The organism is Niallia sp. M35 (assembly GCF_050971705.1).
GTDB lineage: Bacteria > Bacillota > Bacilli > Bacillales > Cytobacillaceae > Niallia > Niallia circulans_A.
Window position 1 is genome coordinate 1 of the sequence record NZ_JBPCEP010000008.1, and the last position, 23400, is coordinate 23400.

Below are 23400 nucleotides of genomic sequence, written 5' to 3' on the forward strand. Positions count from 1 at the left end.
CACAAACTTGTATCGGTAAAGGGGTTGATTGTATCGCTAAAGCCGCATACAATGAATTTATATTAATTATAGCGGCTAAGCGTTACGTTAATTGAGATTAGCGTAACGGAGGGGGAAACTACCATGAAAGTTATCGGATATATTCGAGTATCTACACAAGGACAAGCAAGAGATGGTTACAGTCTTGCTTACCAAGAAGATGAAATCAAGACTTACTGTCAGACTCATGGATACACGCTTTTACGCTTGTTTAGGGACGAAGGTATCAGTGGGGCTAAAGTAGACGAAGAAGCGTTAGAAGTGGACAGATTAGGCTTTCAGGAGATGTTGGAGTATCTCACCCATCAAAAGGTGGATTATGTTGTCACACTGAATACAAGCCGTTTATGGCGGTCAGACATTGTGAAAGTGTTAGTTCATCGGGAATTGAAAAAGTATGGAATAGACATTCGGAGTATTGAACAACCACAATACAGTATCCATAAGAAAGACCCTAGCGATTTTTTAATCAATGGTTTAATGGAGTTATTAGATCAATATCAACGATTAGAAATCTCTTTAAAGCTAGGGAGAGGGCGGAATAAGAAAGCCCAACAGGGCGGCTATTCAGGTGGAAATGTCGCATTAGGCTACAAAGTGGAAAAAGGTAAGAAAATCCTTGTCATAGATGATAGACAAGCCAAAACCGTACAACGAGTGTTTGACTTAAAGGAACAGTATCCTTCATGGTCATTAACTCAACTAGCGGAACAACTGAATGAGGAAGGTCATCGAACAAAACAAGAAAAGTTGTTTACTAAAGTCCAAGTCAAAAGGATTTTAGATAGAAAAGCCTTTTATAGTGGGTTATACCCTATGGTGACATAACAGCAGATGGCAAACATCAAGCCATTTTATAACGGTTAACAGATAGAGAATGGATAGGCTTTCGTACCCTTGCGAGTCCCTAGAGACTAACGCTCGACCTAAGGTTGCTGACATTCTCTGTCTTACTTTATCCGTTCAATCGAATATAGGGGTGAGGTTTTCTGATGAGAAGAGATAAGTATATTTATATAGGACTAGATTTACACAAGTTTCAACATACAGCGGTGATATTGGATTGTTGGAATGAAAAGCTAGGGGAAATGACGTTTCAAAATAAACCAGCCATCTTTCCAAGTTTACTAGAGTATGTGAATAGGTATTTAACAGAAGATTTGACCCCTATATTTGGATTAGAAGATGTAGGTGGTTACGGACGAGATTTAGCGTTGTATCTGCTTGAACAAGGTTACATTCTGAAATTTGTTAACTCCTCTTTATCCAATGCAGAACGGAACAGCTATGCGATGACACAAAAGAATGATAATTGGGACGCTCAATGTGTGGCAAGGGTTTTAATACGTGACCTACCGTATTTACCTGAAGCTACAGCATCTGATATTCATTGGATAATCGCTCAACTTGTTGGTAGAAGAAATGCTTTAGTGAAAACACAAACATCCTTGAAAAACCAACTGCATATGCAATTAAACTATCATTATCCAAGTTACAAGGATTTCTTTTCAGAAGTAGATGGAAAAACAGCTTTAGCTTTTTGGGAAAGCTACCCTTCACCATCTCATTTGGAGGGGGAAACAGTAGAGGACTTACGGAAGTTCCTATTAGAAGTGAGTAACAATGCTTGTTCCACTAGAAAGGCAGAGCAAATATTAACACTTGTTCAAGCAGATGGAGAAGTAAAACGAGAATACCAAACATCAAGAGACTTTATCATTCAAAGCATAGTTCGAGATATTAGCTTTAAGAAAAGGGAAATCAAGAAGGTAGATAGAGAATTAAAAGTAACTATTCAGAAGTTAGGTATGCAGCTTGAAACCATGCCAGGGATTGATACGGTTACTTCATCCGCTTTAATTGCTGAAATCGGAGACATTCACCGGTTCGCAAACTCTGACAAATTAGCAAGATATGCAGGGATAGCCCCTATCAAGATGGGTTCGGGTGGCAAGGAAACGATGAAGAAAACGAAACAAGGCAACCGAAAGCTATATGATGTTTTTTACAACCTAGCTGTTCAACAAGTCCAAGTAAGTAAGGGGAATAAAATTCCTCGTAATCCTGTGTTTTATGCTTACTATAATCAAAAGCAAAGTGAAGGGAAATCCAAGTCACAAGCCCTTCTCTGTATTATGAGGAGATTAGTCAGAATTGTCTATGGTATGATGAAAAATAAAACGGCTTATATTCTGCCAAGAATGCCTGAAACGAAGGCAAGTTAATCAGTTTGGGTGGTGGTTAAATAGACTGCCATCCTTTTATTAAGTACTAATTTAGATATTCCTAAGGGTACGGGTGAAACTAGTATATCTAAGCCAGCAAGACCTAAAGCAAGTAGCGTTAAAACTGGGGTAAGAGAGAAACCTTCTGCTAGTAAAAAATAGAAGGAAAAAAGATTGTCAAATGAGCAATTAAATAATCTTGTAAAAGGCAACTTTGTTAAAGAAACCTCTAGGACTAGAACGTTTACACCTGAAACTATGCCAGGAAGTAAAGATTTTGCAAAATGGTTTAATGAATTGAGCATAGATGAATTTGAACTAGCCTGGTCTACTCCAAAATTAAGGACTATAATTGAGAGTAGGATTCGTTATCCCGGTGGGTACCATGAATGGCATCTAGTATCTCGAGCACCAATTTTTAAGCGGTGGGGCGTAACGGCTGAAGATATAGCAGAAATGAGAACGTTAACGAAAGACGTTGAGTTTGTAAACCCAATAGGAAGACATGGGTTTGATGGTTCTGGAAAAGCTCATAGAGAGCTTCTTGATCTGATTGATCACTCACTTGATTATGAAACATTTAAAAGGAAATTAAAAAATTGGGCACATTATAGGTTGAAAGGCGGAATTGATTCTTTACCTGAAGGGCTTAGATAATTAGAAATGGGGGGATTAAGATGGAAAACCCAGGAGCTGTTTCTCTTTGGTTTGGAAATTGTAGTAATGAGAATTTGCTAAGCAAGTATATAGAAATAAAATATGATAATGAGGGAGACAGAATTCCTTCAAGCTTTATGAATGATTTTAAAATAGACTTCCTTGAGTATAACCAAGATTTATTAGAATGTACTTACAATGAATATCCTACGTCTTCTTTGTCTGAATTACTAAAGAATGCTTCTTATTCTGACGCACTTATAAGTGAGCTTAAAGACTTTTATGGTGAAAGTTTAGAAGAAAAGTACAATATTGTTATTCGGTTATATGATTTTGAATATGAGGAATTTGTTGAGGAAGCAAAACTTGATGGTAGGAGCCTTAAATATATGGGGTCTGTTATTTATGAAGATTAGTAACTGAATATGATAATTAATATAGTATTTGAAGCCACGAAGCACTTTTTGTTAGTTGACAAAAGGTGCTTTTTGCATGTAATACGTTTGGTTGAATACAGTAAAGTATAACTTATGTAAAATAGAGACCTCATGGAGTAACTTGTAATACCTTGTCTATCGAGAAAAGTGCGAGAACCGAACGAGATGATGTTTTATAAGGCAGGGATACTTATACTTATGTACTGTAAAGCACTTAAGCTAAAGAGAATGACAAAGCTCGTTACGATAACTAAAAGAGGTGCTGTTTTATTGTATAAGAAAAATAACTTATGGTTGTATTTTTACAAGAGACGGTCGGTCGTATAATATTCGCTATTCGTTAAAAAACGTTACGAAAATTACAATTTTCCTAAAAGGAGGGTCAAAGTTGAATGTTGTAGGGTATACGAGTTTCAACATAAGAGCAAGCCAAAGATGGATATAGCTTTAAATTGCCCTTAAATTAACGAAGGGAAGAAACAAGAAGGCAAAGGAAGGTATTCCCCTCTATTTCCAAAAACAGCATGATGAGAGTCGATCGAAACGATATTTGGGGGAATCTCACCCAGATTGAATGGGGAGTAACCTATAGACTTAGCCGCGCCATTCAGGAAACGTATCGGTCCCCCAGCCTTCTATTTAGTCTGTTTGACGATACAGATCTGGAAGAAAGAGAGCGAAGCAGATATAATAAACAACAGCTGGAAAGCATTCGAAATGATATGGAATCTGTTCAATCCAAGTTAAAAAATAAAATGGAAGAGCTGTGGGATCTCTATGAGTCAAAAGTAAAAAAGTATGAAAACACAGATGATGAATATGCAAACAAGGCCTCTCAGGTCAAGGATCGCTATACAACCTTCTCTGAAAAGGTAAGCGATGTGATTTCTGTAACAGCAGAGGGAGCTTGGGATTTTGTAAAGGGGCTCGCGGTAGCGATTTATGAGATAGCCAAAGGCCTTATTACGCTTGTGATCGATGCTGGAATCGTGGCCGCATCAGGAATCATTCCAGATTCTATAGAGCCAGATTTTCTAAAAAAAGCTTCTACGAAAAGGATAGAGAGTGCTACAGAAACACTCGATGCGGTTATCCACGACCCCGTAATTGTCCTTGAATCGATGGCGCAGTCTATAACAGACACCGCCGAAAAAGAAGGGATCATGTATGTATCGGGAAGTGCAGCCACTTCCTTCCTCCCATATGTCGGCCAAGCAAAATACCTTAAGCTGTTAAAAGTGGAAAAAAGTAAAAATAAAACCAACGGAATCCGTTCAGCCATTTCACAAAAAACAACAGAATCGCTCCAACGGATCGATGGAAGCAAGAAAGAGAACAGCCTATGGCCTAATGGCATAAAAAATAGTGGAAAACAATATGTCCAAGAAGTCACCCACTTCTTTAGACAAAACTTCATGCCCCATCCGTCCTTCCAACTAAGCACAGCGAATCAGGCTCCTGTCAATGTGTGGAGCAGAGCCACGATAGAAAATCGGATGGATTCCATCGTTCCGGTCTCTTTGAGGAAAGTGGAAGGGAAGGGGACTACTAAGGGTACGGTAAAAATTGATTACGATTTAGCTAAAGATTATATTAGAGATGTTGAGTCAAAAACTGGATTGAAACTTCATAAATCACAAATAGAAAGATTAAAGGGTACTTTAAGAGAAAATAAATATGAAAAAATGACACCATTGGAAACTTTAAAACACAGGAATAAATTCAATAGTGTGAAAAATAAATTGATTAAAGAATGGGAAGAAAACACGGGACAAACTTGGCCAAGATATACTGAGGAAATTTATGATAAAAAAGGTAGATTAGCAAGGGATATAGGTCAACCATATGATGCTCATCATATTATAGAAAATAATATTGGCGGTCCTCACGAATGGTGGAATATACATCCCGCTAAATTTCCTGATGAACACCAGGCAGGGATTCATGGTAAGGGTTCGCCATCAAATAAGTTATTTCCAAGGAGGTAGTTTTAATGGCTACATTTGATTTTGTGAAAAATGATAAGCATAAATTTATTAGACTACAAGAAAACGAACTGTTAGATGCGGAAGAAAGACTTGGGTTTGAGTTACCTAATGAACTTAGAGATTTTTACTTAGAAGTTGGGTATGGCTTTATAAAAGGAAGCGATGGGAACGCAATAAATAGAATTATGGATCCAGATACTATAGCTGATATTACTTTGAGAGAAGGTATTTACGAGTTTGATCCAGATTTAGAAGGAATATATGAGGACGATGATAAATTAGTGTTTTATGAAGTAAACGAGGGTGTATATTTAACTCTTGATTTAAATACTCCACAACAAACTCCTGTATATTTTTTTGAAACCCAAATTGCTGGTTCATTGGAGGAATTTATAAGAAAGGTTGATGAGGATGCAGAGTACTTTAGGGATATGGTTGATTAATACTTCGGGTTCTCAGCAATAAAATATAAAAGCAAGCGTAAAATAGTCCACACATACTACTCACGTATGGACTGTTACGCTTGAAAAGTTGTTTTAAAGGTAATGAAATAAAAGCAGTATTAAACGAAAATGATGTAGATGTTTTTAAGACTCTTTATAGATTTTTTTATGGAAATCTTACGTTGCACAACTAAATTATATAGGAAGTAAAACATTGAATAGAGCATTTGATTGTCTACTTATGGCAACAAGTGCTTTTTGTTAGAAATGTAACTTTGGACAAATTAAAATGTCTACATGAAATTCATAACTCATGAAGGTAGTACCATCAAGGCATTCTGTTTTAATACTTGCTTTGCGAGAGTAGTACGATAAATAGGCGAGATGACATTTTACATGGCAGGAATAGTTATGATATGGAATGGTTGACAAACTAACGAGATTGACAAAGCTCGTGGCGATAAAAGGTAGGTTACGTAAGAAGGTTACTAGTTTAGCAACAGGGCAGACAAAAATTGGGTTGTATTTTTAAAAGAGACGGTCGTATAATACTCGCTATTCGCTAAAAAGCGTTACGAAAATTAAAATTTATGTAACGGGAGGGTGAGAAGTTGAACGTTGTTGGGTATAATACGTGTCTCGACACAAGGGCAAGCAAAAGATGGATACAGCTTGAAATATCAAGAAGATGAAATTAAAGGGTATTGTAAAGAACAAGGCTGGAACTTGATCCATATTTTTAGAGAGGAAGGAATTAGTGGTGCAAAACTGAATGAAGAAGCATTAGAAATTGACAGGGTGGGCTTACAGGAAGAAAGAGAGCGAAGCAGATATAATAACAGCAGCTGGAAAGCATTCGAAATGTAGTTAGTTATAAAACGATCCTACAATCGTCCTTGAATCGATGGCGCAGTCTATAACAGACACCGCCGAAAAAGAAGGGATCATGTATGTATCGGGAAGTGCAGCCACTTCCTTCCTCCCATATGTCGGCCAAGCAAAATACCTTAAGCTGTTAAAAGGAGAAAAAAGTAAAAATAAAGCCGACGGAATCCGTTCAGCCATTTCACGAAAAACAACAGAAACGCTCCAACGGATCGATGGAAGCAAGAAAGAGAACAGCCTATGGCCTAATGGCATAAAAAATAGTGGAAAACAATATGTCCAAGAATTCACCCACTTCTTTAGACAAAACTTCATGCCCCATCCGTCCTTCCAACTAAGCACAGCGAATCAGGCTCCTGTCAATGTGTGGAGCAGAGCCACGATAGAAAATCGGATGGATTCAATCGTTCCGGTTTCTCTGAGGAAAGTGGAAGGGAAAGGGACTACTAAGGGTACGGGGAAGATTGATTATGTGGAAGAAACAGGTCGCCTTGGTGGTAAACACTATAGTGAAAAAGACTTGAAACTTTTAGGCAATTATCTTGAAAAAAGAGGAGTAACACTCAAGGTTGGAGATGAGTTTTTGCCACCAGGAAAAGGAGGAGGCTTTAACTATAATACTGGGGAACTGGTATTGAAAAGTAACCCCACACAATATGAAGTTTGGCATGAATTGTCACACTATATTCAATATAAACAAATCGGGAAAGAGGCTTATTCAAATTTGCCTCGTACTAGCGGACCAGTTCCAATGAATGATTTAACAAAATTCAATGCTCCTGAGCAATTTGTTTATGATATGTTATCAAATAACCCAAAAAGATGGAATTCCTTAAACGAAGCTGAGCAACTACATGCTAACTGGTATATAACACAATATGGAGGTATTCGATAATGAAGTTATCGAGAGAAAGAGCAGAACAACTGGCGCTTGAATATGTAAATAAAGATAGGAATGAAAACTTCAAATTAGAACTAATAGGTGTGGAAATATCTAGAATTTCTCCAAAATATTGGGCTGCTACTTTTGAAGTTAGAACTTCAGAAGGGGATATTTTAGAGGGTCCTTTACTTATACTTGTGGATGATGATTTAGAAAAAGCAATGAGTTTAGAAGAGGCTGTCGAATCTCACATAGCTAATAGAGATAAGTAAAGTAGCCTTTCAGAACCAAATTGAATGAACCTTGATTGGCTAAATGCCTTTCAAGGTTTTTTACTTTAATTTATACTAAATCAGCTGATATTTGAGTGAGACAATAAGAAAATGATTTGTTTGAGAATCGAGAGCTCATGATGGTTGTACCATCAAGGAGTATCGTTTTAATACTTTACGGGAAATGAATAGGAAAGAGAAATAGGCGAGATGACATTTTACATGGCAGGAATAGTTATGATATGGAATTGTTGACAAACTAACGAGATTGACAAAGCTCGTGGTGATAAAAGGTAGATTACGTAAGAAGCTTACTAGTTTAGCAACAGGGTAGACAAAAATTGGGTTGTATTTTTACAAGAGATGGTCGTATAATACTCGCTATTTGTTTAAAAAACGTTACACAAATTATAATTTATGTAACGGGAGGGTGAAAAGTTGAACGTTGTTGGGTATATACGAGTCTCAACTCAAGGGCAGGCAAGAGATGGATATAGCTTGAGATATCAAGAAGATGAAAATTAAGCATTTTGTAAAGAACAAGGCCTGAACTTGATTATATTTTTAGAGAGGAAGGAATTAGCGGCGCCAAATTGAATGACGAAGCATTTGAAATAGACAGGGTGGGCTTACAGGAAGAAAGAGAGCGAAGCAGATATAATAACAGCAGCTGGAAAGCATTCGAAATGTAGTTAGTTATAAAACGATCCTACAATCGTCCTTGAATCGATGGCGCAGTCTATAACAGACACCGCCGAAAAAGAAGGGATCATGTATATATCGGGAAGTGCAGCCACTTCCTTCCTCCCATATGTCGGCTAAGCAAAATACCTTAAGCTGTTAAAAGGAGAAAAAAGTAAAAATAAAGCCGACGGAATCCGTTCAGCCGTCTCACGAAAAACAACAGAATCGCTCCAACGGATCGATGGAAGCAAGAAAGAGAACAGCCTATGGCCTAATGGCATAAAAAATAGTGGAAAACAATATGTCCAAGAAGTCACCCACTTCTTTAGACAAAACTTTATGCCCAATCCGTCCTTCCAACTAAGTACAGCGAATCAGGCTCCTGTCAATGTGTGGAGCAGAGCCACGATAGAAAATCGGATGGATTCCATCGTTCCGACTTCTCTGAGGAAAGTGGAAGGGAAGGGGACTACTAAGGGTACGGGTAATGTAAAGCATTTGGTTGATGTACCAAGAATAAAAGAAGTTGAAGTTAATTTTAAAAGAAATGATAAACATGACTCCGAAGAGTTTGCAAGACAATTGAAAGACCAAGAAAAAGGTATGAATAAACTAACAGTTGATGAGTATTTAAAAAATCGTGAGAAGTATATTGAACAAGGGCGTGCAATTGAAGGTAACGCTGCACAACAAGCTGCTAGGGAAGAAGCTTATGTACAAAAGATAAATGAACTACAAAGAGAAGGATTAACGTTATCGAAAGCTAAGAAACAAGCTAAGGAGTGGTTAGATACTCAAGCTGCACTTCACAACCCAGACCAGATAGCGGAAGGAAAGGCAGAAGTAATAGGAGGTTTGGGAGATAAGAGAATAAATTCATCAATAGATAGTCAATGGCGGTATAGGATTGATATTGTTGATGAACAAATCAAGGAATTAGCAAAAAGTATGACACCAGAACAACTAAAAAATACTTATTTGAATGTGAAATTAACACATTAGTGGGAGGAGTATAAATGGAAAAATACTTAAAAGATTTTAAATTGCATAATAAAGTTCCGAGTGAAATCATTGAAAAATATATGCAACTGGTACCAAATGAAATTATAGATTTATGGAGTAATTATGGATTTGGTACATTTATGCAAGGGTATTTTAAAAGTGTAAATCCAGAGGAATTTAAAGAGATTTTGGGAGAGAGTAGTCAAAGATACAAGGATTCAGTTGTGTTGTTTGCTACAGGTATGGGTGACCTAGTTATTTGGTCAGATGGATATGTTAGACTACTTAATTACAGGTATGGTGTGGTAAAGACAATTATGTTTACATTTGAATTTTTCTTTCAAAATATTAATGATTTGGAATTTAAAGATGAAGATTTGTCTTGGCAACCTTATCCCGAAGCCCTTAAACAATATAGTGAGTTAGATTATGATGAGTGCTTCGGTTATACACCGCTATTAGGTTTAGGTGGAGCAGAAAAAGTAGAGAATCTAAAAAAAGTCAAACTGAAGGAACATATTCTTATTATTACTGAATTTATGGGACCAGTTCAGTAATATTCGGGAGTATGTTACAGAATTAACTATAAGCACTTGATTGCCTTATTAGGAATCAGGTGTTTTTGTTTTTTTAGAAATCTTAACTTTGGACGATATTGGATATTGCTTTACTGAAATTCATAGCTCATGAAGGTAGTACCATCATGGAGTATAGATTTTATATTTGGATTTTGTGAGAAGTACGATAAAAAGGCGAGATGACATTTTACATGGCAGCGGTAGTTATGACATGGATTGGCTAATAAACTAACGAGAATGACAAAGCTCGTGACGATAAACAATGGATAACGTGAAGGGCGTTCTATTACTGCTTTGGATTAAAAAATTTGGGTTGTGTTTTTACTAAAGACGGCCGTATAATACTCGCTATTCGTTTAAAAAGCGTTACATAAATTTTAATTTTCGTAACGGTAGGGTGAAAAGTTGAACGTTGTTGGGTATATACGAGTCTCCACTCAAGGGCAAGCTAAAGAGTGATATAGCTTGAAATATCAAGAAGATGAAATTAAAGCATACTGTGAAGAACAAGGCTTGAACTTGATACATATTTTTAGAGATGAAGGAATTAGTGGCGCAAAACTAAATGAAGAAGCATTAGAAATAGACAGGGGGGGCTTACAGGAAATGTTGGCTCACCTTTCGTCTGTCCAAATTGATTATGTGGTGGTGCTGAACATAAGCCGATTATGACGGTCAGACAATGTAAAGGTGTTGATACAACGAGAGCTAAAGAAGTATGGCTGTTACATTAAGAGCATTGAACAACCATCTTACAGTATCCATAAGAAAGACCCCAACGATTTTTTGGTCAATGGCATAATGGAGTTATTAGACCAATATCAACAGCTTGAAATTGCCCTTAAATTAACGAAGGGAAGAAACAAGAAGGCAAGGAAGGTATTACCCTTATTTCCATAAACAGTGATGAGAGTCGATTGGAACGATATTGGGGGAAATCTCACCCAGATTGAATGGGGAGTAACCTATAGACTTAGCCGTGCCATTCAGGAAAGGTATCGGGCTCCCAGCCTCCTATTTAGTCTGTTTGACGATACAGATATGGAAGAAAAAGAGCGAAGCAGATATAATAAACAACAGCTGGAAAGCATTCGAAATGTAGTTATAAAACGATCCTACAATCGTCCTTGAATCGATGGCGCAGTCTATAACAGACACCGCCGAAAAAGAAGGGATCATGTATGTATCGGGAAGTGCAGCCACTTCCTTCCTCCCATATGTCGGCCAAGCAAAATACCTTAAGCTGTTAAAAGGAGAAAAAAGTAAAAATAAAGCCAACGGTATCCGTTCAGCCATTTCACAAAAAACAACAGAATCGCTCCAACGAATCGATGGAAGGAAGAAAGAGAACAGCCTATGGCCTAATGGCATAAAAAATAGTGGAAAACAATATGTCCAAGAAGTCACCCACTTCTTTAGACAAAACTTTACGCCCCATCCGTCCTTCCAACTAAGTACGGCGAATCAGGCTCCTGTCAATGTGTGGAGCAGAGCCACAATAGAAAATCGGATGGATTCCATCGTTCCAGCCTCTTTGAGGAAAGTGGAAGGGAAGGGGACTACTAAGGGTACGGGTAATACTAGTAAGGCTTTTGATGATGTAGTTAAATGGTAGTCACTTTTTAGATGAATTTAAATTGAAACCTAATGTAAAATATGAAACGAATGGATATCTATATCAAACAGATGAACTAGGAAGAATTGAGAGAGCTTCTGGAGAATTAACGCTAGAGATGGGAGAACGTAATAGTAAACATCAGTTAGCTGCTGGTGGAGAAGACCGAGTTAAAGCTCCTAGTACTCAAGGCGATCATGGTGGACATTTAATCGGTACGCAATTTAATGGATCTCCGCTAATTGATAATATAGTTGCAATGAATGGTAATGTTAATGTAAGTGCTTATAAAAAATTGGAATTTGCTTGGGCAAAAGCTTTAAGAGATAAGAGGGAAGTTATAGTTGACATTAGACCTGTATATGAAGGGGATTCTGTGAGACCAGTTAGCTTTAACATAAAATATAGAATTGATGGAGAAAAATTTAAAGCCAGTTTAAAAAATGTATATGGAGGAAAGTAAATGAATACAGAGAACATGGAAAGTATTTATCAAAAAGTAGCCATACAGTTAAACAATATTATTCCAGAACCATGGGAAAAAGTAATGGTATATTCAGAAGTTGATGAATATAGTGATTCGACGGTATTTTTCTACTATCCAAAAAATAAGCAGGAACCAATATACAGTTTAGATATTGAAGATATGGAAGGAATTGATGAAGACGAGACTGATCGACAATTAAATCTTCTTGACAGCATCTTTAGAGAGTTATGGGAAGAATTTAAAAGAAATAAGCAGGAACCTTGGACTAATTTAACATTTGAGTTATATTCTACTGGTAAGTTTGATATTGAATTTGATTATACTTTATTAGAGGAAGAAAATAATTATAATCATTATGAGAGATTAATTATATGGAAGTATAAAAAATTAGGAATTTCCCCTGATGAAAAGAGAGAAAGTGATGTGAAACTAATTAGAGAATATATTAATACACAAAAATGATTTCTACTAGAGTTATAGATATAAGGTGTTTGAAAATACAAACTCCATGATGGTGTGCAATGATAGAATAGAAAACGAAGTACGAGCTTAGGCGAGATGACATTTTACTGTGCGACGAATATAAAGACATGGAATGGACATAAAACTAACGAACTCGTAAGTTTTAACGTAGTAGTTGTCATGACATACAATAGGTGTCATACTGTTATTACAAAACTTACAAATTTAATGTTTATTAAAAACATATGAACTTAAAGCACTTGATTGTCAATTAAAGACAACAAGTGCTTTTTTGTATGGAATGTACTCTTTAGACAACATAAATAATGAGTGTATGATTTCATTGCTCATGAAGATAGTATCATCATGGAGTATTGATTTTATATTTGGATTTTGTGAGAAGCACAATAACTAGGCGAAATAACATAGGGGTGGTTTAATAACATGGAATGGCTGACAAACTAACGAGATTAGCTCCTGACGATAAACAAGAAGTAACACGAAAGTGCTTGCATGTGCTACCTTGGCTTAAAGTTTTGGGTTGGTTTTTTACTATAGACGGTCGTAAAATATTCGCTATTGGTTTTAAAATGGTAAATATTTAATCCGCCAGTGAAAAGGTAAGATTGTGGTAGGAAGGAATGAATGATTTATATTTTTTAGAACCAAAAGTATCAGGTGGCCAGGGGGAATATACCATTTAGGGAATAGAAGAAGAAATTGCAACAGAAGAGAGGGGATATCAGAACAGATAAAATATTTACATTATGAATTTGAAGGATGGATAGGAGCTAACCTTTTAGAGTCAACTCCTGCCTTCATCGTGCCAAGTAAACTTGGAACAGAATTAGAGAATAGTGATTTTATCGATTACAAAGTCAGATGAGTTTATAGAAATATATCCAGATAAAGAAATTCCACATTTAGCAGACTTATTCTGCTTGGTAAAATGGAAGTAGAAGAAGAGAATTTTAAAAATTTGGTGAGGACATCATTTCTGTTTACCCCCTAAAGGCGAGTTAGTTGTAACTCTTCCACCTCTAACACAGGAATAAATTATATAAAACCATAGAGATATAAACAATTAGACTGACCTAGCAATATGGTGCAGGGATAAAACATCTTTGAGTTAGTACTTTGTTTAAGTGTACAGTTCAAAGGTGTTTTATGGGGCTCATTTATTTAGGTTAGTCAACTTCGAACAGTGTTCTTTTTTCTTTTCATCTGAAAAAAGGTATAATGAATAAGAAAATGGAAAACAATTTTTATTTTTCTAAAATGAAGATAACAATCTTGAAAAAGATGTCAGACTTCTGACGATTATGCTATAATTTTTATGGTTAATAAAGATACATATAGTAGGACAAAATAGGTTAAATCATATGGTAAAAGGAGGAAAAAGATGTCAACATATAAATATAATCGCGTTTTCTTAATTGTAATGGATTCTGTAGGAATTGGCGAGGCACCTGATGCGAAAAAATTTAATGATGAAGGAGCACATACATTAGGGCATATTGCTCAAAGAATGAATGGTCTTCATATGCCGAACATGGCGAAATTAGGTCTTAGTAATATTGAGGAAATTGCTGGTGTTGAGCGTGCTGATAATCCACTTGCTTATTATACAAAAATGCAAGAAGCATCAAACGGAAAAGATACCATGACTGGACACTGGGAGATAATGGGTCTAAACATTGCAACACCATTCCGCGTATTCCCGGAAGGATTCCCAGATGAACTATTAAATGAAATCGAAAAAAAATCTGGACGCAAGATTATTGGAAATAAACCAGCTAGTGGAACGGAAATTCTAGATGAGCTAGGTGAAGAACATATGAAGACCGGTGCTTTAATCGTCTACACCTCAGCAGATTCTGTACTGCAAATTGCTGCACATGAAGACATTGTTCCTTTAGATGAATTGTATCGTATTTGTGAATTAGCAAGAGAATTGACACTCGATGAGAAATATATGGTTGGTCGCATTATTGCTAGACCATTTATTGGCGAACCAGGCAACTTTAAACGTACTGCAAATCGTCATGACTATGCCCTAAAGCCATTTGATCGGACAGTAATGAATGAATTGAAAGATAATCAAATTGAGAGTATTGCTATTGGGAAAATCTCTGATATTTATGATGGAGAAGGTGTGACCAAATCATTGAGAACGGTCTCTAACATGGATGGGATGGACAAACTAGTAGATACATTAAAAATGGATTTTACAGGTCTAAGCTTCTTAAATTTAGTAGATTTTGATGCTTTATTTGGACATAGAAGAGACCCAATTGGCTATGGAAAGGCATTAGAGGAGTATGATGCTAGACTGCCAGAAGTATTGGAATTACTGAAGGAAGATGATTTGTTAATCATTACCGCAGATCATGGAAATGATCCTATCCATCATGGGACAGATCATACAAGAGAGTATGTGCCGTTATTAGTATATAGCAAATCTTTAAAGGAACCGAAAGAACTGCCTCTACGTAAAACGTTTGCTGATATTGGAGCAACGGTAGCAGATAATTTCAGCGTGAAGATGCCAAAGCATGGCACAAGCTTCTTAAATGACTTAATATAAGGGGAATAAAAAATGAATTATACGATGATTAAGCAATCAGCTGATTTTTTAAAACAAAAGTATGCAAAAACACCTAAAATTGGTTTAATTCTTGGCTCTGGCTTAGGAGTTCTTGCAGAAGAAATCGAAAATCCAGTAAAAATACCTTATGAAGAAATCCCAGAATTTCCGGTATCAACAGTAGAAGGTCACGCTGGACAACTTGTATTCGGTACAATTAAGGGGATCGAAGTGGTAGCAATGCAAGGTCGTTTCCACTTTTATGAAGGGTATACATTTGATAAAGTAACTTTCCCTGTTCGCGTTATGAAGGAATTAGGAGTAGAAAAATTAATTGTAACTAATGCTGCAGGCGGGGTGAATGAAAACTTTGCACCTGGTGATTTAATGCTAATCTCTGATCATATTAATAATATGGGCACCAATCCATTAATCGGACCAAATGACAGTAAGTTAGGGGTGAGATTCCCTGATATGTCAGAAGCATATTGCAAAAGTCTGCGTGAAACAGCACGCAAGGTCGCAAGCAGTATTGGACTGAGTATTCAGGAGGGTGTCTATGTGGGAAACACAGGTCCATCATATGAAACGCCAGCAGAAGTAAGAATGCTTCGCGTATTAGGCGGCGATGCAGTGGGGATGTCGACTGTTCCAGAAGTAATAGTCGCTCGTCATGCAGGTCTGAAAGTATTAGGGATTTCTTGTATTTCTAATATGGCTGCAGGTATTCTAGATCAACCACTGAATCATGAAGAAGTAATCGAAACAACAGAAAAGGTAAAAGCAAACTTCCTGCAATATGTGAAAGAGCTAATTAAACATATAGGTGCATAATGAAGTTTTCATCCTAAAGAGTTACTGATTTACCGGTAACTCTTTAGACAGCTATATTTTTACACCGTTTACATAAATCAAAAAATTAAAAAAAAGCAGTAATTTGACTTGGGTTTTTGCAATTTTAAAGAAAATAATTCCATACATATGAAGGAGAATTCAAATTATGGCATTCAGAATGGTCGATTTAATTGAGAAGAAAAGGAACGGTTTAGAATTATCCAAAGAAGAAATCTCTTTTATTATTAAAGGCTATACAGATGGAACGATTCCTGATTATCAAATGAGTGCATTTAGTATGGCTGTGTTTTTTCAAGATATGACAGCAGCTGAACGTGCTGAATTAACAATGGCAATGGTTCATTCAGGAGATGTCATTGATTTATCTGCCATTGAAGGAATTAAAGTGGATAAACATTCAACTGGGGGAGTTGGCGATACTACCACATTAGTATTGGGACCATTAGTGGCATCAGTAGGTGTTCCAGTGGCGAAAATGAGTGGAAGAGGACTCGGTCATACTGGTGGAACCATCGATAAATTAGAATCAGTAAAAGGTTTCCATGTGGAAATAGAAAAAGAAGCGTTTATTGATCTAGTAAATAAGAATAAATTAGCGGTTATTGGACAAAGTGGGAACCTCACTCCTGCTGATAAGAAATTATATGCTTTACGAGATGTAACCGCGACTGTTAACAGTATTCCATTGATTGCCAGCAGTATCATGAGTAAGAAAATTGCAGCAGGTGCGGATGCTATTTGCTTAGATGTGAAAACAGGTGCTGGAGCATTTATGAAAACATTGGATGCATCCAGAGAGCTTGCTGAAGCAATGGTGCAAATAGGGAATAATGTGGGCAGGAAAACAATGGCGGTTATTTCTGATATGAGTCAGCCTTTAGGATATGCAATCGGAAATGCACTAGAAGTAAAAGAGGCAATTGATACATTAAAGGGGCATGGACCAGAAGATTTGACGGAACTATGTTTAACTTTAGGAAGTCATATGGTCTATTTAGCTGGAAAGGCAGAATCAACGGATAGAGCGAGAGAAATGCTGCAAGAGGTAATAGATAATGGCAAAGCGCTCGAAACGTTTAAAATTTTCTTAAGTTCCCAAGGTGGTGATGCTTCTGTTGTGGATCAAACAGATTTATTACCTAAAGCTAAATTTATAACGGAGCTTCCAGCAAGAGAATCAGGCTATGTCGCAGAAATAACAGCGGACAGCATTGGGACTGCTGCTATGTTATTAGGAGCTGGCCGAGCAACAAAAGAGTCAGAAATTGATCTGGCGGTAGGCTTAGTTTTACGCAAGAAAATAGGAGATAAAGTGGAGGCTGGCGAATCACTCGTTACAATTTATAGCAATACTGAAGAAGTAGACGATGTAATAAAAAAATTGGTTGAAAATATAAAGCTTTCACCCAATGAAGTAAAAGCCCCTACGCTAATTTATGAAATAATTACAGAATAAGAAGAAAAGACTCACGATTGAAGCTAGCGTAATTGCTGATCATTTGTGAGTCTTTTGCTTTCTTTATTGAAGAGGAATAGCTAAAGTTTTATTGTACTTTTTCACATAATGCAATCCGCCAATATGCAGTTCCAGCGGCCGAGATTTTGTGTCAAATAGCAATGATCGCTCATTATTAATTGTTCCATCCTTGTTAGTGATCAACTGGTGATTGGTTGTTGTTTTTAAAGGAATTCTTTTTTGCTCTTCGTTAATAATACTTACTTTATCGAATAAAACAGAATCACTCGTGGAGATACTTATTGATAGCATATCATTTAACTGGATGTTCTTTATGGTTAATTCATCATTCTCTAATGGTATTACTCTATTTTCTTCTTTCTCTGTAAGCGCAATGGATTTATTTATCGATTTATAACCGATAAAGTCTTTCATGTGAATTTCGAGTGAATGGATATCTTCTGGAAGGCCATCATATTCAATCGAAAATGGATTGTTTTTGTTAATGGATGAAGAAGTAGTATAGCCTTCTTGGGAGAGAGGCTTACCATTTGCGACTAGCTCTACTCCATTAAAACCATAATTGAGTCGGTCATAATTATCGACATGAAACGAGCCTTCTATAACCGTTTGAGTAGGAGTAGCTGTGATTCTTTTAAAATGAATAGTACCTTTATCTACATTCCATTTTTTATTAATAGATTGCTTCATTTTTGTTTGTAATGCTTCCTTATGATTATAGGGAAAGGAGATATCAGTTGTACCTTCCATTGTTTCATCATCTTTCCAGTAAACATAGTGCAGCTGGAGCTTTTTCGAAAAAGCATTAATGGGATCAAAATTTAATATTCCCGTGATTTTTGTTTTGTCATCATTTTTTTCAAAAACAGAGCTATTCATTTTTGCATTTGTAAAAAAACCAGTAATGTTCCTTGGAGAAAAAATATGATCTAGATCATCTGGCAAGCCTTTATCATTTTCTAATGTAATATAAACAACCAATCTATTTTCATCGGACATAAGTCCATTGATTGTTAATACAGTACCATTTTCTAATAGATAAGACTTCTCAATATTTTGTCCGAATCCATTTTCATTTAAATCTTTTAAGGATTGATTCATAATGGTATCAAATCCTAACAGTTTTTTGCCGTAATAAGCCAATGCACTTGATTGATACGTCATAAAAATTAAGAGAATAATTGCAGCAGCAGATAAGGGGTACCATCTCTTTAGGTTAGGAGAGTTTGTTTTTTTATCAAAAAGTGCTTTGCTTAGTCGCTGTTCTAATTCTGGCGGAGCTGTTATTTCTGCGATTTTCTTTTTTTCCTCTAGTAGTTTATCCTCTAAAGATTTCACTTGTCTTCCCCTCCATACATCTTCTTTAATCGTTTTAAGCCATTGTGTATTCTAGATTTTACGGTGCCGGTAGATACTTTCATGATGCTGGCAATCGTCTCATTATCGAAATCGTGAAAGTACTTTAGCTTGATTGCTTCCGCTTGGACTGGGGTTAATTTTGTTAATAATTGTATAATGTCTAGTGTTTCTACTGAATATTTATATGGATCGGTTGTATGTAAAAGATTGTGCTGCTCTAAGTCATCCATAACTATTTCTCTACGTTCCTTTTTTAATTTCCCCTTACAAATATTCACTAAGATAGTTTTACTCCAGCTATAGAAAGATTCAATTTTTTCGAGCTGAGCAATTTTCTCATATAAGATGACGATCATTTCTTCCATTGCATCCATCGCATCATGAGAATTCCCCATATAGGAATACGCTAGACGATAATAATCGTCTTTTTGCTGCATCACTAATTGAAGCAAGGCTTTTTTATTCCGCTTTTTTGCCTTCTGTACAAGTTGTTCATCATTCATGTCTTCACCTCTCGCTTATAAGAGTATTGTAGCGTTTAAAAAGTTCATTTTTTTTGGATTTAATATATGAATATTTTCAGGATAACAAAAAGACACCCAATGGCTTGCAATCTGCCATTGGGTGTTTGTCTTATTGTTTTGTTAAGATTACTGGTCCATTAGCTGTAATGGCTAAGGTATGTTCATATTGCGCAGAAAGGCTGCCATCAACAGTTCGTGCTGTCCATCCATCCAAATCAACCTTGGCATGATACATACCAATATTTAACATTGGTTCAATTGTAATAACCATTCCCTCTTTAAGAGGTGTGCCAACATGTGGAGGGCCATAGTGAGGGATTTGTGGGAGTTCATGCATTTCTCTGCCAATTGCATGTCCTACAAAATCTCGCACTACCCCATAACCTTTTGCTTCTGCGAACATTTGAATGGCATGGGAGATATCGCCTACTTTGTTTCCGACGACTGCTTGTTCTATTCCTATGTATAATGCCTCTTCAGTTGTTTTTAATAAGTTTTTTGCCTCTTCGGAGATATTCCCAACCGGATATGACCAGGCGGAATCAGCAAGCCATCCATCTAAGTTTACTACCATATCTACCGTAACAATATCTCCGTCTTTCAAGGGATTTTTGGAAGGAAAACCATGACAGATTACGTCATTAATAGATGCACAAGTTGCAAATGGATAACCTTGATAGCCCTTTTGTTCTGGAGTGGCTCCTCTTTGTAAAATAAAGTTTTCCGCAAATACATCGATTTCTTCCGTAGTAATCCCCAGTTTGATTAACTTTTTAATTTCTTTATGACAATCAGCAAGAATTTCTCCTGCTTTTCTCATTTTTTCAATTTGCTCAGGTGTCTTTAAATGAATCAATTGTTAACCTCCTTTGAACTCCTTTCATTATAACCTAGATCAGTAAACTAGCCTAACGATACCTATAAAATGCATGAAACATTCTATCTTCCTTTAGTGCTATTCAAATTATTTCATGAATATTCTTCATTGACTGTATAAACTTGTTTTTTTTGGAAAAAATGGATGCTATATAGAATGGAGGGTCAATAGATGAAACGCATCATATCATTGTTAATCATTACCTGTTTTATGACATCAATTTTGGCACCGGGCACTTTAGCTGCTGAGAAAAAGCAAGAATTAGTTGAAAATGTAAAATCAGCCATTTTAATTGATCGAGATACAGGAACTATTATGTATGAAAAAAACAGCGAGGAAAAACTTCCTCCTGCCAGTATGACAAAAATAATGACGATGCTTCTGATCATGGAAGCAATTGATCAAGGAAAATTAAAGTTAGATGAGAAAATACGTACAAGTGAGCATGCGGCATCTATGGGAGGCTCACAAATTTTCCTTGAACCTGGGGAAGAGATGACAACCGAGCAAATGTTAAAAGGAATTGCCATTGGATCTGGAAATGATGCAGCTGTAGCAGTTGCGGAAAGATTAGCAGGATCTGAAGAAGAGTTTGTTCAATTAATGAATGAAAAAGCAAAAGAATTAGGCTTAGAAAGCACTAAGTTTCAAAATGTTACAGGACTTCCAGTAACAGATCATTACAGTTCTGCAAAAGATATGGCATTAATGGCAAAAGAGTTGCTGAAATATGAGGATATTACGAAATTTACTGGCACATATGAAGATTATTTAAGAGAAGATACCGAGAAGAAGTTTTGGCTAGTTAATACAAACCGTCTTGTTAAGTTTTATTCAGGCGTGGACGGATTAAAAACAGGGTTTACGGCTGAAGCAAAATATTGTTTGACCGCAACTGCTATGAAAAATGGAATGCGTGTAATTGCAGTTGTTTTCGGTGCGCCAACCTCGAAAGAAAGAAACGCTCAAGTAACAAAAATGCTGGATTATGCATTTAGTCAATATGAAACACATCCTTTGCATAAACGAGAAGAAGCGATTGGCAAAGTAAAAGTAAGCAAAGGATCAGAGAAAGAAGTAACAGCCGTTACGAGCGAACCAATTTCTATCTTAACGAAAAAAGGGGAGCAAATCGATAAATTACAGAAAGAAATTACGATGAATAAAAAATTAAAGGCTCCAATTGAAAAAGGACAGGAGATTGGAAAAATCACCTATAAACAAGACGGGAAAACCCTTGTGACAAGTCCATTGGTAGCACAAAAAGAAGTGAAATCGGCAAAATGGTGGACATTATTTAAACGATCTGCCGGAATGTTTACAAAAACAGAATAGTTTTATTTCTTTTGTCGAATTCATTTATTTTCCTTCTGTTTTTAGCGAAAGAACACTAGTTTTGTCTGTGGAGAAGGAAATTGCATGAAAACCTAGAATAGTTTCTTTAAACCAAATAAGGAGGCTATTCTAGTGAGTCTTAATATTGAGTTGGAAATAAAAAACAATGTACTTTGTATACGCCTATCTGGGGAATTGGATCATCACTATGCAGAAGAATTACGGACAAAAGCAACAACTGCAATAGAGAGCTATAGTATTCGTCATATCGTGTTAAATCTTGAACATTTAACATTTATGGATAGTTCTGGCTTAGGGGTTATATTGGGAAGATATAAGCAAATTAAACAGCTTGGAGGAGAAATGGTCATTTGTGCTATCTCTCCAAGTGTTCAGCGTTTATTTGATATGTCTGGTATGTTTAAAATTATGAAGCTGGAAACAAATGAAGAATTTGCCCTACAACGATTGGGGGTAGCTTAAAATGAGAAACGAAATGCATATTCAATTTAGCGCACTTAGCCAGAATGAGTCATTTGCACGTGTAACGGTTGCTGCATTTATTACACAGTTAGATCCAACAATGGATGAATTAACGGAAATTAAAACAGTTGTTTCAGAAGCTGTGACTAACTGCATTATCCACGGTTATGAAAATGATCCGAATGGAATTGTTTATATTTCTGTTATATTAGAAGATTCATACATTGATTTAACCATCAGAGATGAAGGGAAAGGAATTTTCGATGTAGAGGAAGCAAGACAGCCATTATTTACGACAAAACCAGAACTTGAACGATCTGGTATGGGATTTACCATCATGGAAAATTTTATGGATGAAATCGAAATTCAGTCAAGTCCAGATAGCGGAACAGAGATTCGTCTGCGTAAGCATTTAATGAAAAGCAAAATGCTAAGCAATTAAGGAGAATCGTCTATGGATGTGGAGGTAAAGAAAGACAAGAAGGAAACGTATCTAAAAGACCATGAAGTCAAGGACTTAATAAAGCGAAGCCAAGATGGAGATCAATCAGCAAGAGATACTATCGTTCAGAAAAATATGCGTCTTGTTTGGTCAGTCGTACAAAGATTTTTAAATAGGGGATATGATCCTGATGATTTATTTCAAATAGGATGTATCGGGCTATTAAAATCAGTTGATAAATTTGATTTAAGCTATGATGTAAAATTTTCTACCTATGCAGTACCAATGATTATTGGAGAAATTCAACGATTTATCCGTGATGATGGGACGGTAAAGGTTAGTAGATCGTTAAAAGAATTAAGTAATAAAATTCGAAAGGCGAAGGACGAGTTATCGAAGCAATATGGCAGAACACCAACAGTCGGGGAACTTTCCGAGTTTTTAGAGATACCTCCAGAAGATATCGTTCTCGCACAAGAAGCTGCACGAACGCCATCCTCGATTCATGAGACTGTTTATGAAAATGATGGGGATCCCATTACATTACTGGATCAAATTGATGATGGAAATGAAGGGAAATGGTTTGATAAGATTGCTTTACAGGAAGCTATTAGGGAGCTTGATGAACGAGAGCGTCTGATTGTTTATTTACGATATTATAAAGATCAGACTCAATCCGAAGTAGCGACGAGGCTTGGGATTTCTCAAGTTCAAGTTTCTAGGTTGGAGAAAAAAATATTAATACAAATGAAAGAGCAAATGGATCTTTAAAGATAATAGCCGTCAGTCCGCATCGTGGATTGG

22 protein-coding genes and 4 pseudogenes are annotated in these 23400 nt (G+C 36.4%); 23 read left to right on the forward strand and 3 right to left on the reverse strand.

What is annotated here, in order from left to right:
- Positions 1-123: 123 nt before the first annotated feature.
- The 19 genes and pseudogenes from NiCM35_RS11935 (at position 124) to NiCM35_RS12025 (ending at position 17555) form a co-directional block, all read left to right on the forward strand.
- A pseudogene (locus tag NiCM35_RS11935) lies at positions 124-899 on the forward strand (recombinase family protein).
- Positions 900-1031: 132 nt separating this feature from the next.
- Positions 1032-2264 carry an IS110 family RNA-guided transposase gene (locus NiCM35_RS11940; protein WP_433779627.1) on the forward strand — a complete coding sequence of 411 codons (1233 nt, stop codon included), beginning with the start codon at positions 1032-1034 and terminating at the stop codon, positions 2262-2264.
- A 174-nt stretch (positions 2265-2438) separates the two neighbouring features.
- A complete protein-coding gene (locus NiCM35_RS11945; RefSeq protein WP_249878306.1) occupies positions 2439-2921 on the forward strand; it encodes a hypothetical protein in 483 nt (160 codons plus the stop codon).
- Positions 2922-2941: 20 nt separating this feature from the next.
- Entirely contained in the window at positions 2942-3337 is a 396-nt protein-coding gene (locus tag NiCM35_RS11950) for an immunity 22 family protein (protein WP_433779629.1), read from the forward strand.
- Positions 3338-3882: 545 nt separating this feature from the next.
- Positions 3883-5346, forward strand: a complete 1464-nt coding sequence (locus NiCM35_RS11955; RefSeq protein ID WP_433779630.1) for a hypothetical protein — start codon at positions 3883-3885, stop codon at positions 5344-5346.
- Between the two features lie 5 nt (positions 5347-5351).
- Entirely contained in the window at positions 5352-5789 is a 438-nt protein-coding gene (locus NiCM35_RS11960) for an SMI1/KNR4 family protein (RefSeq protein WP_163186139.1), read from the forward strand.
- A gap of 611 nt (positions 5790-6400) precedes the next feature.
- Positions 6401-6602 (forward strand): annotated as a pseudogene (locus NiCM35_RS11965) (recombinase family protein); the annotation flags it as partial.
- A gap of 91 nt (positions 6603-6693) precedes the next feature.
- A complete protein-coding gene (locus tag NiCM35_RS11970) occupies positions 6694-7569 on the forward strand; it encodes a zincin-like metallopeptidase toxin domain-containing protein (RefSeq protein ID WP_433779633.1) in 876 nt (291 codons plus the stop codon).
- On the forward strand, positions 7569-7829 hold the full coding sequence (locus tag NiCM35_RS11975; protein WP_249878397.1) for a hypothetical protein: 261 nt from the start codon (positions 7569-7571) through the stop codon (positions 7827-7829). The genes NiCM35_RS11970 and NiCM35_RS11975 overlap by 1 nt, the downstream gene beginning before the upstream one ends.
- Positions 7830-8267: 438 nt before the next feature.
- Positions 8268-8467: pseudogene (locus NiCM35_RS11980) on the forward strand (recombinase family protein); the annotation flags it as partial.
- A gap of 466 nt (positions 8468-8933) precedes the next feature.
- Entirely contained in the window at positions 8934-9515 is a 582-nt protein-coding gene (locus NiCM35_RS11985) for a polymorphic toxin type 15 domain-containing protein (protein WP_433779755.1), read from the forward strand.
- Positions 9516-9529: 14 nt separating this feature from the next.
- Positions 9530-10072, forward strand: a complete 543-nt coding sequence (locus NiCM35_RS11990; RefSeq protein ID WP_144454110.1) for a T6SS immunity protein Tdi1 domain-containing protein — start codon at positions 9530-9532, stop codon at positions 10070-10072.
- A 486-nt stretch (positions 10073-10558) separates the two neighbouring features.
- A pseudogene (locus tag NiCM35_RS11995) lies at positions 10559-10972 on the forward strand (recombinase family protein); the annotation flags it as partial.
- A 256-nt stretch (positions 10973-11228) separates the two neighbouring features.
- Positions 11229-11708: a hypothetical protein gene (locus NiCM35_RS12000; protein WP_164463825.1), complete on the forward strand. Its 480-nt coding sequence runs from the start codon at positions 11229-11231 to the stop codon at positions 11706-11708.
- 22 nt (positions 11709-11730) lie between these two features.
- Positions 11731-12171 carry a DNA/RNA non-specific endonuclease gene (locus NiCM35_RS12005; RefSeq protein ID WP_095331943.1) on the forward strand — a complete coding sequence of 147 codons (441 nt, stop codon included), beginning with the start codon at positions 11731-11733 and terminating at the stop codon, positions 12169-12171.
- A complete protein-coding gene (locus NiCM35_RS12010; protein WP_123259268.1) occupies positions 12172-12657 on the forward strand; it encodes an immunity protein YezG family protein in 486 nt (161 codons plus the stop codon).
- A gap of 1402 nt (positions 12658-14059) precedes the next feature.
- Positions 14060-15244: a phosphopentomutase gene (gene deoB / locus NiCM35_RS12015; protein ID WP_095331741.1), complete on the forward strand. Its 1185-nt coding sequence runs from the start codon at positions 14060-14062 to the stop codon at positions 15242-15244.
- 12 nt (positions 15245-15256) lie between these two features.
- Positions 15257-16078 carry a purine-nucleoside phosphorylase gene (locus tag NiCM35_RS12020; RefSeq protein ID WP_095331743.1) on the forward strand — a complete coding sequence of 274 codons (822 nt, stop codon included), beginning with the start codon at positions 15257-15259 and terminating at the stop codon, positions 16076-16078.
- 166 nt (positions 16079-16244) lie between these two features.
- Positions 16245-17555 carry a pyrimidine-nucleoside phosphorylase gene (locus NiCM35_RS12025; RefSeq protein ID WP_095331745.1) on the forward strand — a complete coding sequence of 437 codons (1311 nt, stop codon included), beginning with the start codon at positions 16245-16247 and terminating at the stop codon, positions 17553-17555.
- Between the two features lie 63 nt (positions 17556-17618).
- On the opposite strand, the gene NiCM35_RS12030 is transcribed toward NiCM35_RS12025, so the two are convergent.
- The 3 genes from NiCM35_RS12030 to map form a co-directional block, all read right to left on the reverse strand.
- A complete protein-coding gene (locus NiCM35_RS12030) occupies positions 17619-18914 on the reverse strand; it encodes a DUF4179 domain-containing protein (protein ID WP_123257863.1) in 1296 nt (431 codons plus the stop codon).
- A complete protein-coding gene (locus tag NiCM35_RS12035) occupies positions 18911-19438 on the reverse strand; it encodes an RNA polymerase sigma factor (protein ID WP_095331749.1) in 528 nt (175 codons plus the stop codon). Before NiCM35_RS12035 ends, NiCM35_RS12030 begins: the two co-directional genes overlap by 4 nt.
- A 130-nt stretch (positions 19439-19568) precedes the next feature.
- On the reverse strand, positions 19569-20315 hold the full coding sequence (gene map, locus NiCM35_RS12040; protein WP_433779638.1) for a type I methionyl aminopeptidase: 747 nt from the start codon (positions 20313-20315) through the stop codon (positions 19569-19571).
- Positions 20316-20507: 192 nt separating this feature from the next.
- Between map and NiCM35_RS12045 the strand changes: the two genes are divergently transcribed.
- The 4 genes from NiCM35_RS12045 to sigF all read left to right on the forward strand — a co-directional run bounded on the left by NiCM35_RS12045 (position 20508) and on the right by sigF (position 23367).
- Positions 20508-21671 (forward strand): D-alanyl-D-alanine carboxypeptidase family protein, encoded by a 1164-nt coding sequence (locus tag NiCM35_RS12045; RefSeq protein WP_433779640.1) that lies wholly within the window; start codon positions 20508-20510, stop codon positions 21669-21671.
- Positions 21672-21803: 132 nt separating this feature from the next.
- Entirely contained in the window at positions 21804-22154 is a 351-nt protein-coding gene (spoIIAA, locus tag NiCM35_RS12050) for an anti-sigma F factor antagonist (RefSeq protein ID WP_047940316.1), read from the forward strand.
- 1 nt (position 22155) lies between these two features.
- Entirely contained in the window at positions 22156-22596 is a 441-nt protein-coding gene (gene spoIIAB / locus NiCM35_RS12055; RefSeq protein WP_047940317.1) for an anti-sigma F factor, read from the forward strand.
- A gap of 12 nt (positions 22597-22608) precedes the next feature.
- On the forward strand, positions 22609-23367 hold the full coding sequence (sigF, locus tag NiCM35_RS12060; RefSeq protein ID WP_095331755.1) for an RNA polymerase sporulation sigma factor SigF: 759 nt from the start codon (positions 22609-22611) through the stop codon (positions 23365-23367).
- Positions 23368-23400: the final 33 nt, after the last annotated feature.

Excerpts from the sequence above, each read along its gene's own strand:
- NiCM35_RS11940 (WP_433779627.1), top strand. The coding sequence starts at position 1,032 with ATGAGAAGAGATAAGTATATTTATATAGGACTAGATTTACACAAGTTT.
- NiCM35_RS11950 (WP_433779629.1), top strand. The coding sequence starts at position 2,942 with ATGGAAAACCCAGGAGCTGTTTCTCTTTGGTTTGGAAATTGTAGTAAT.
- NiCM35_RS11955 (WP_433779630.1), top strand. The coding sequence starts at position 3,883 with ATGATGAGAGTCGATCGAAACGATATTTGGGGGAATCTCACCCAGATT.
- NiCM35_RS11960 (WP_163186139.1), top strand. The coding sequence starts at position 5,352 with ATGGCTACATTTGATTTTGTGAAAAATGATAAGCATAAATTTATTAGA.
- NiCM35_RS11970 (WP_433779633.1), top strand. The coding sequence starts at position 6,694 with ATGGCGCAGTCTATAACAGACACCGCCGAAAAAGAAGGGATCATGTAT.
- NiCM35_RS11975 (WP_249878397.1), top strand. The coding sequence starts at position 7,569 with ATGAAGTTATCGAGAGAAAGAGCAGAACAACTGGCGCTTGAATATGTA.
- NiCM35_RS11985 (WP_433779755.1), top strand. The coding sequence starts at position 8,934 with ATGGATTCCATCGTTCCGACTTCTCTGAGGAAAGTGGAAGGGAAGGGG.
- NiCM35_RS11990 (WP_144454110.1), top strand. The coding sequence starts at position 9,530 with ATGGAAAAATACTTAAAAGATTTTAAATTGCATAATAAAGTTCCGAGT.
- NiCM35_RS12000 (WP_164463825.1), top strand. The coding sequence starts at position 11,229 with ATGGCGCAGTCTATAACAGACACCGCCGAAAAAGAAGGGATCATGTAT.
- NiCM35_RS12010 (WP_123259268.1), top strand. The coding sequence starts at position 12,172 with ATGAATACAGAGAACATGGAAAGTATTTATCAAAAAGTAGCCATACAG.
- deoB (WP_095331741.1), top strand. The coding sequence starts at position 14,060 with ATGTCAACATATAAATATAATCGCGTTTTCTTAATTGTAATGGATTCT.
- NiCM35_RS12020 (WP_095331743.1), top strand. The coding sequence starts at position 15,257 with ATGAATTATACGATGATTAAGCAATCAGCTGATTTTTTAAAACAAAAG.
- NiCM35_RS12025 (WP_095331745.1), top strand. The coding sequence starts at position 16,245 with ATGGCATTCAGAATGGTCGATTTAATTGAGAAGAAAAGGAACGGTTTA.
- NiCM35_RS12035 (WP_095331749.1), bottom strand. The coding sequence starts at position 19,438 with ATGAATGATGAACAACTTGTACAGAAGGCAAAAAAGCGGAATAAAAAA.
- NiCM35_RS12045 (WP_433779640.1), top strand. The coding sequence starts at position 20,508 with ATGAAACGCATCATATCATTGTTAATCATTACCTGTTTTATGACATCA.
- spoIIAB (WP_047940317.1), top strand. The coding sequence starts at position 22,156 with ATGAGAAACGAAATGCATATTCAATTTAGCGCACTTAGCCAGAATGAG.
- sigF (WP_095331755.1), top strand. The coding sequence starts at position 22,609 with ATGGATGTGGAGGTAAAGAAAGACAAGAAGGAAACGTATCTAAAAGAC.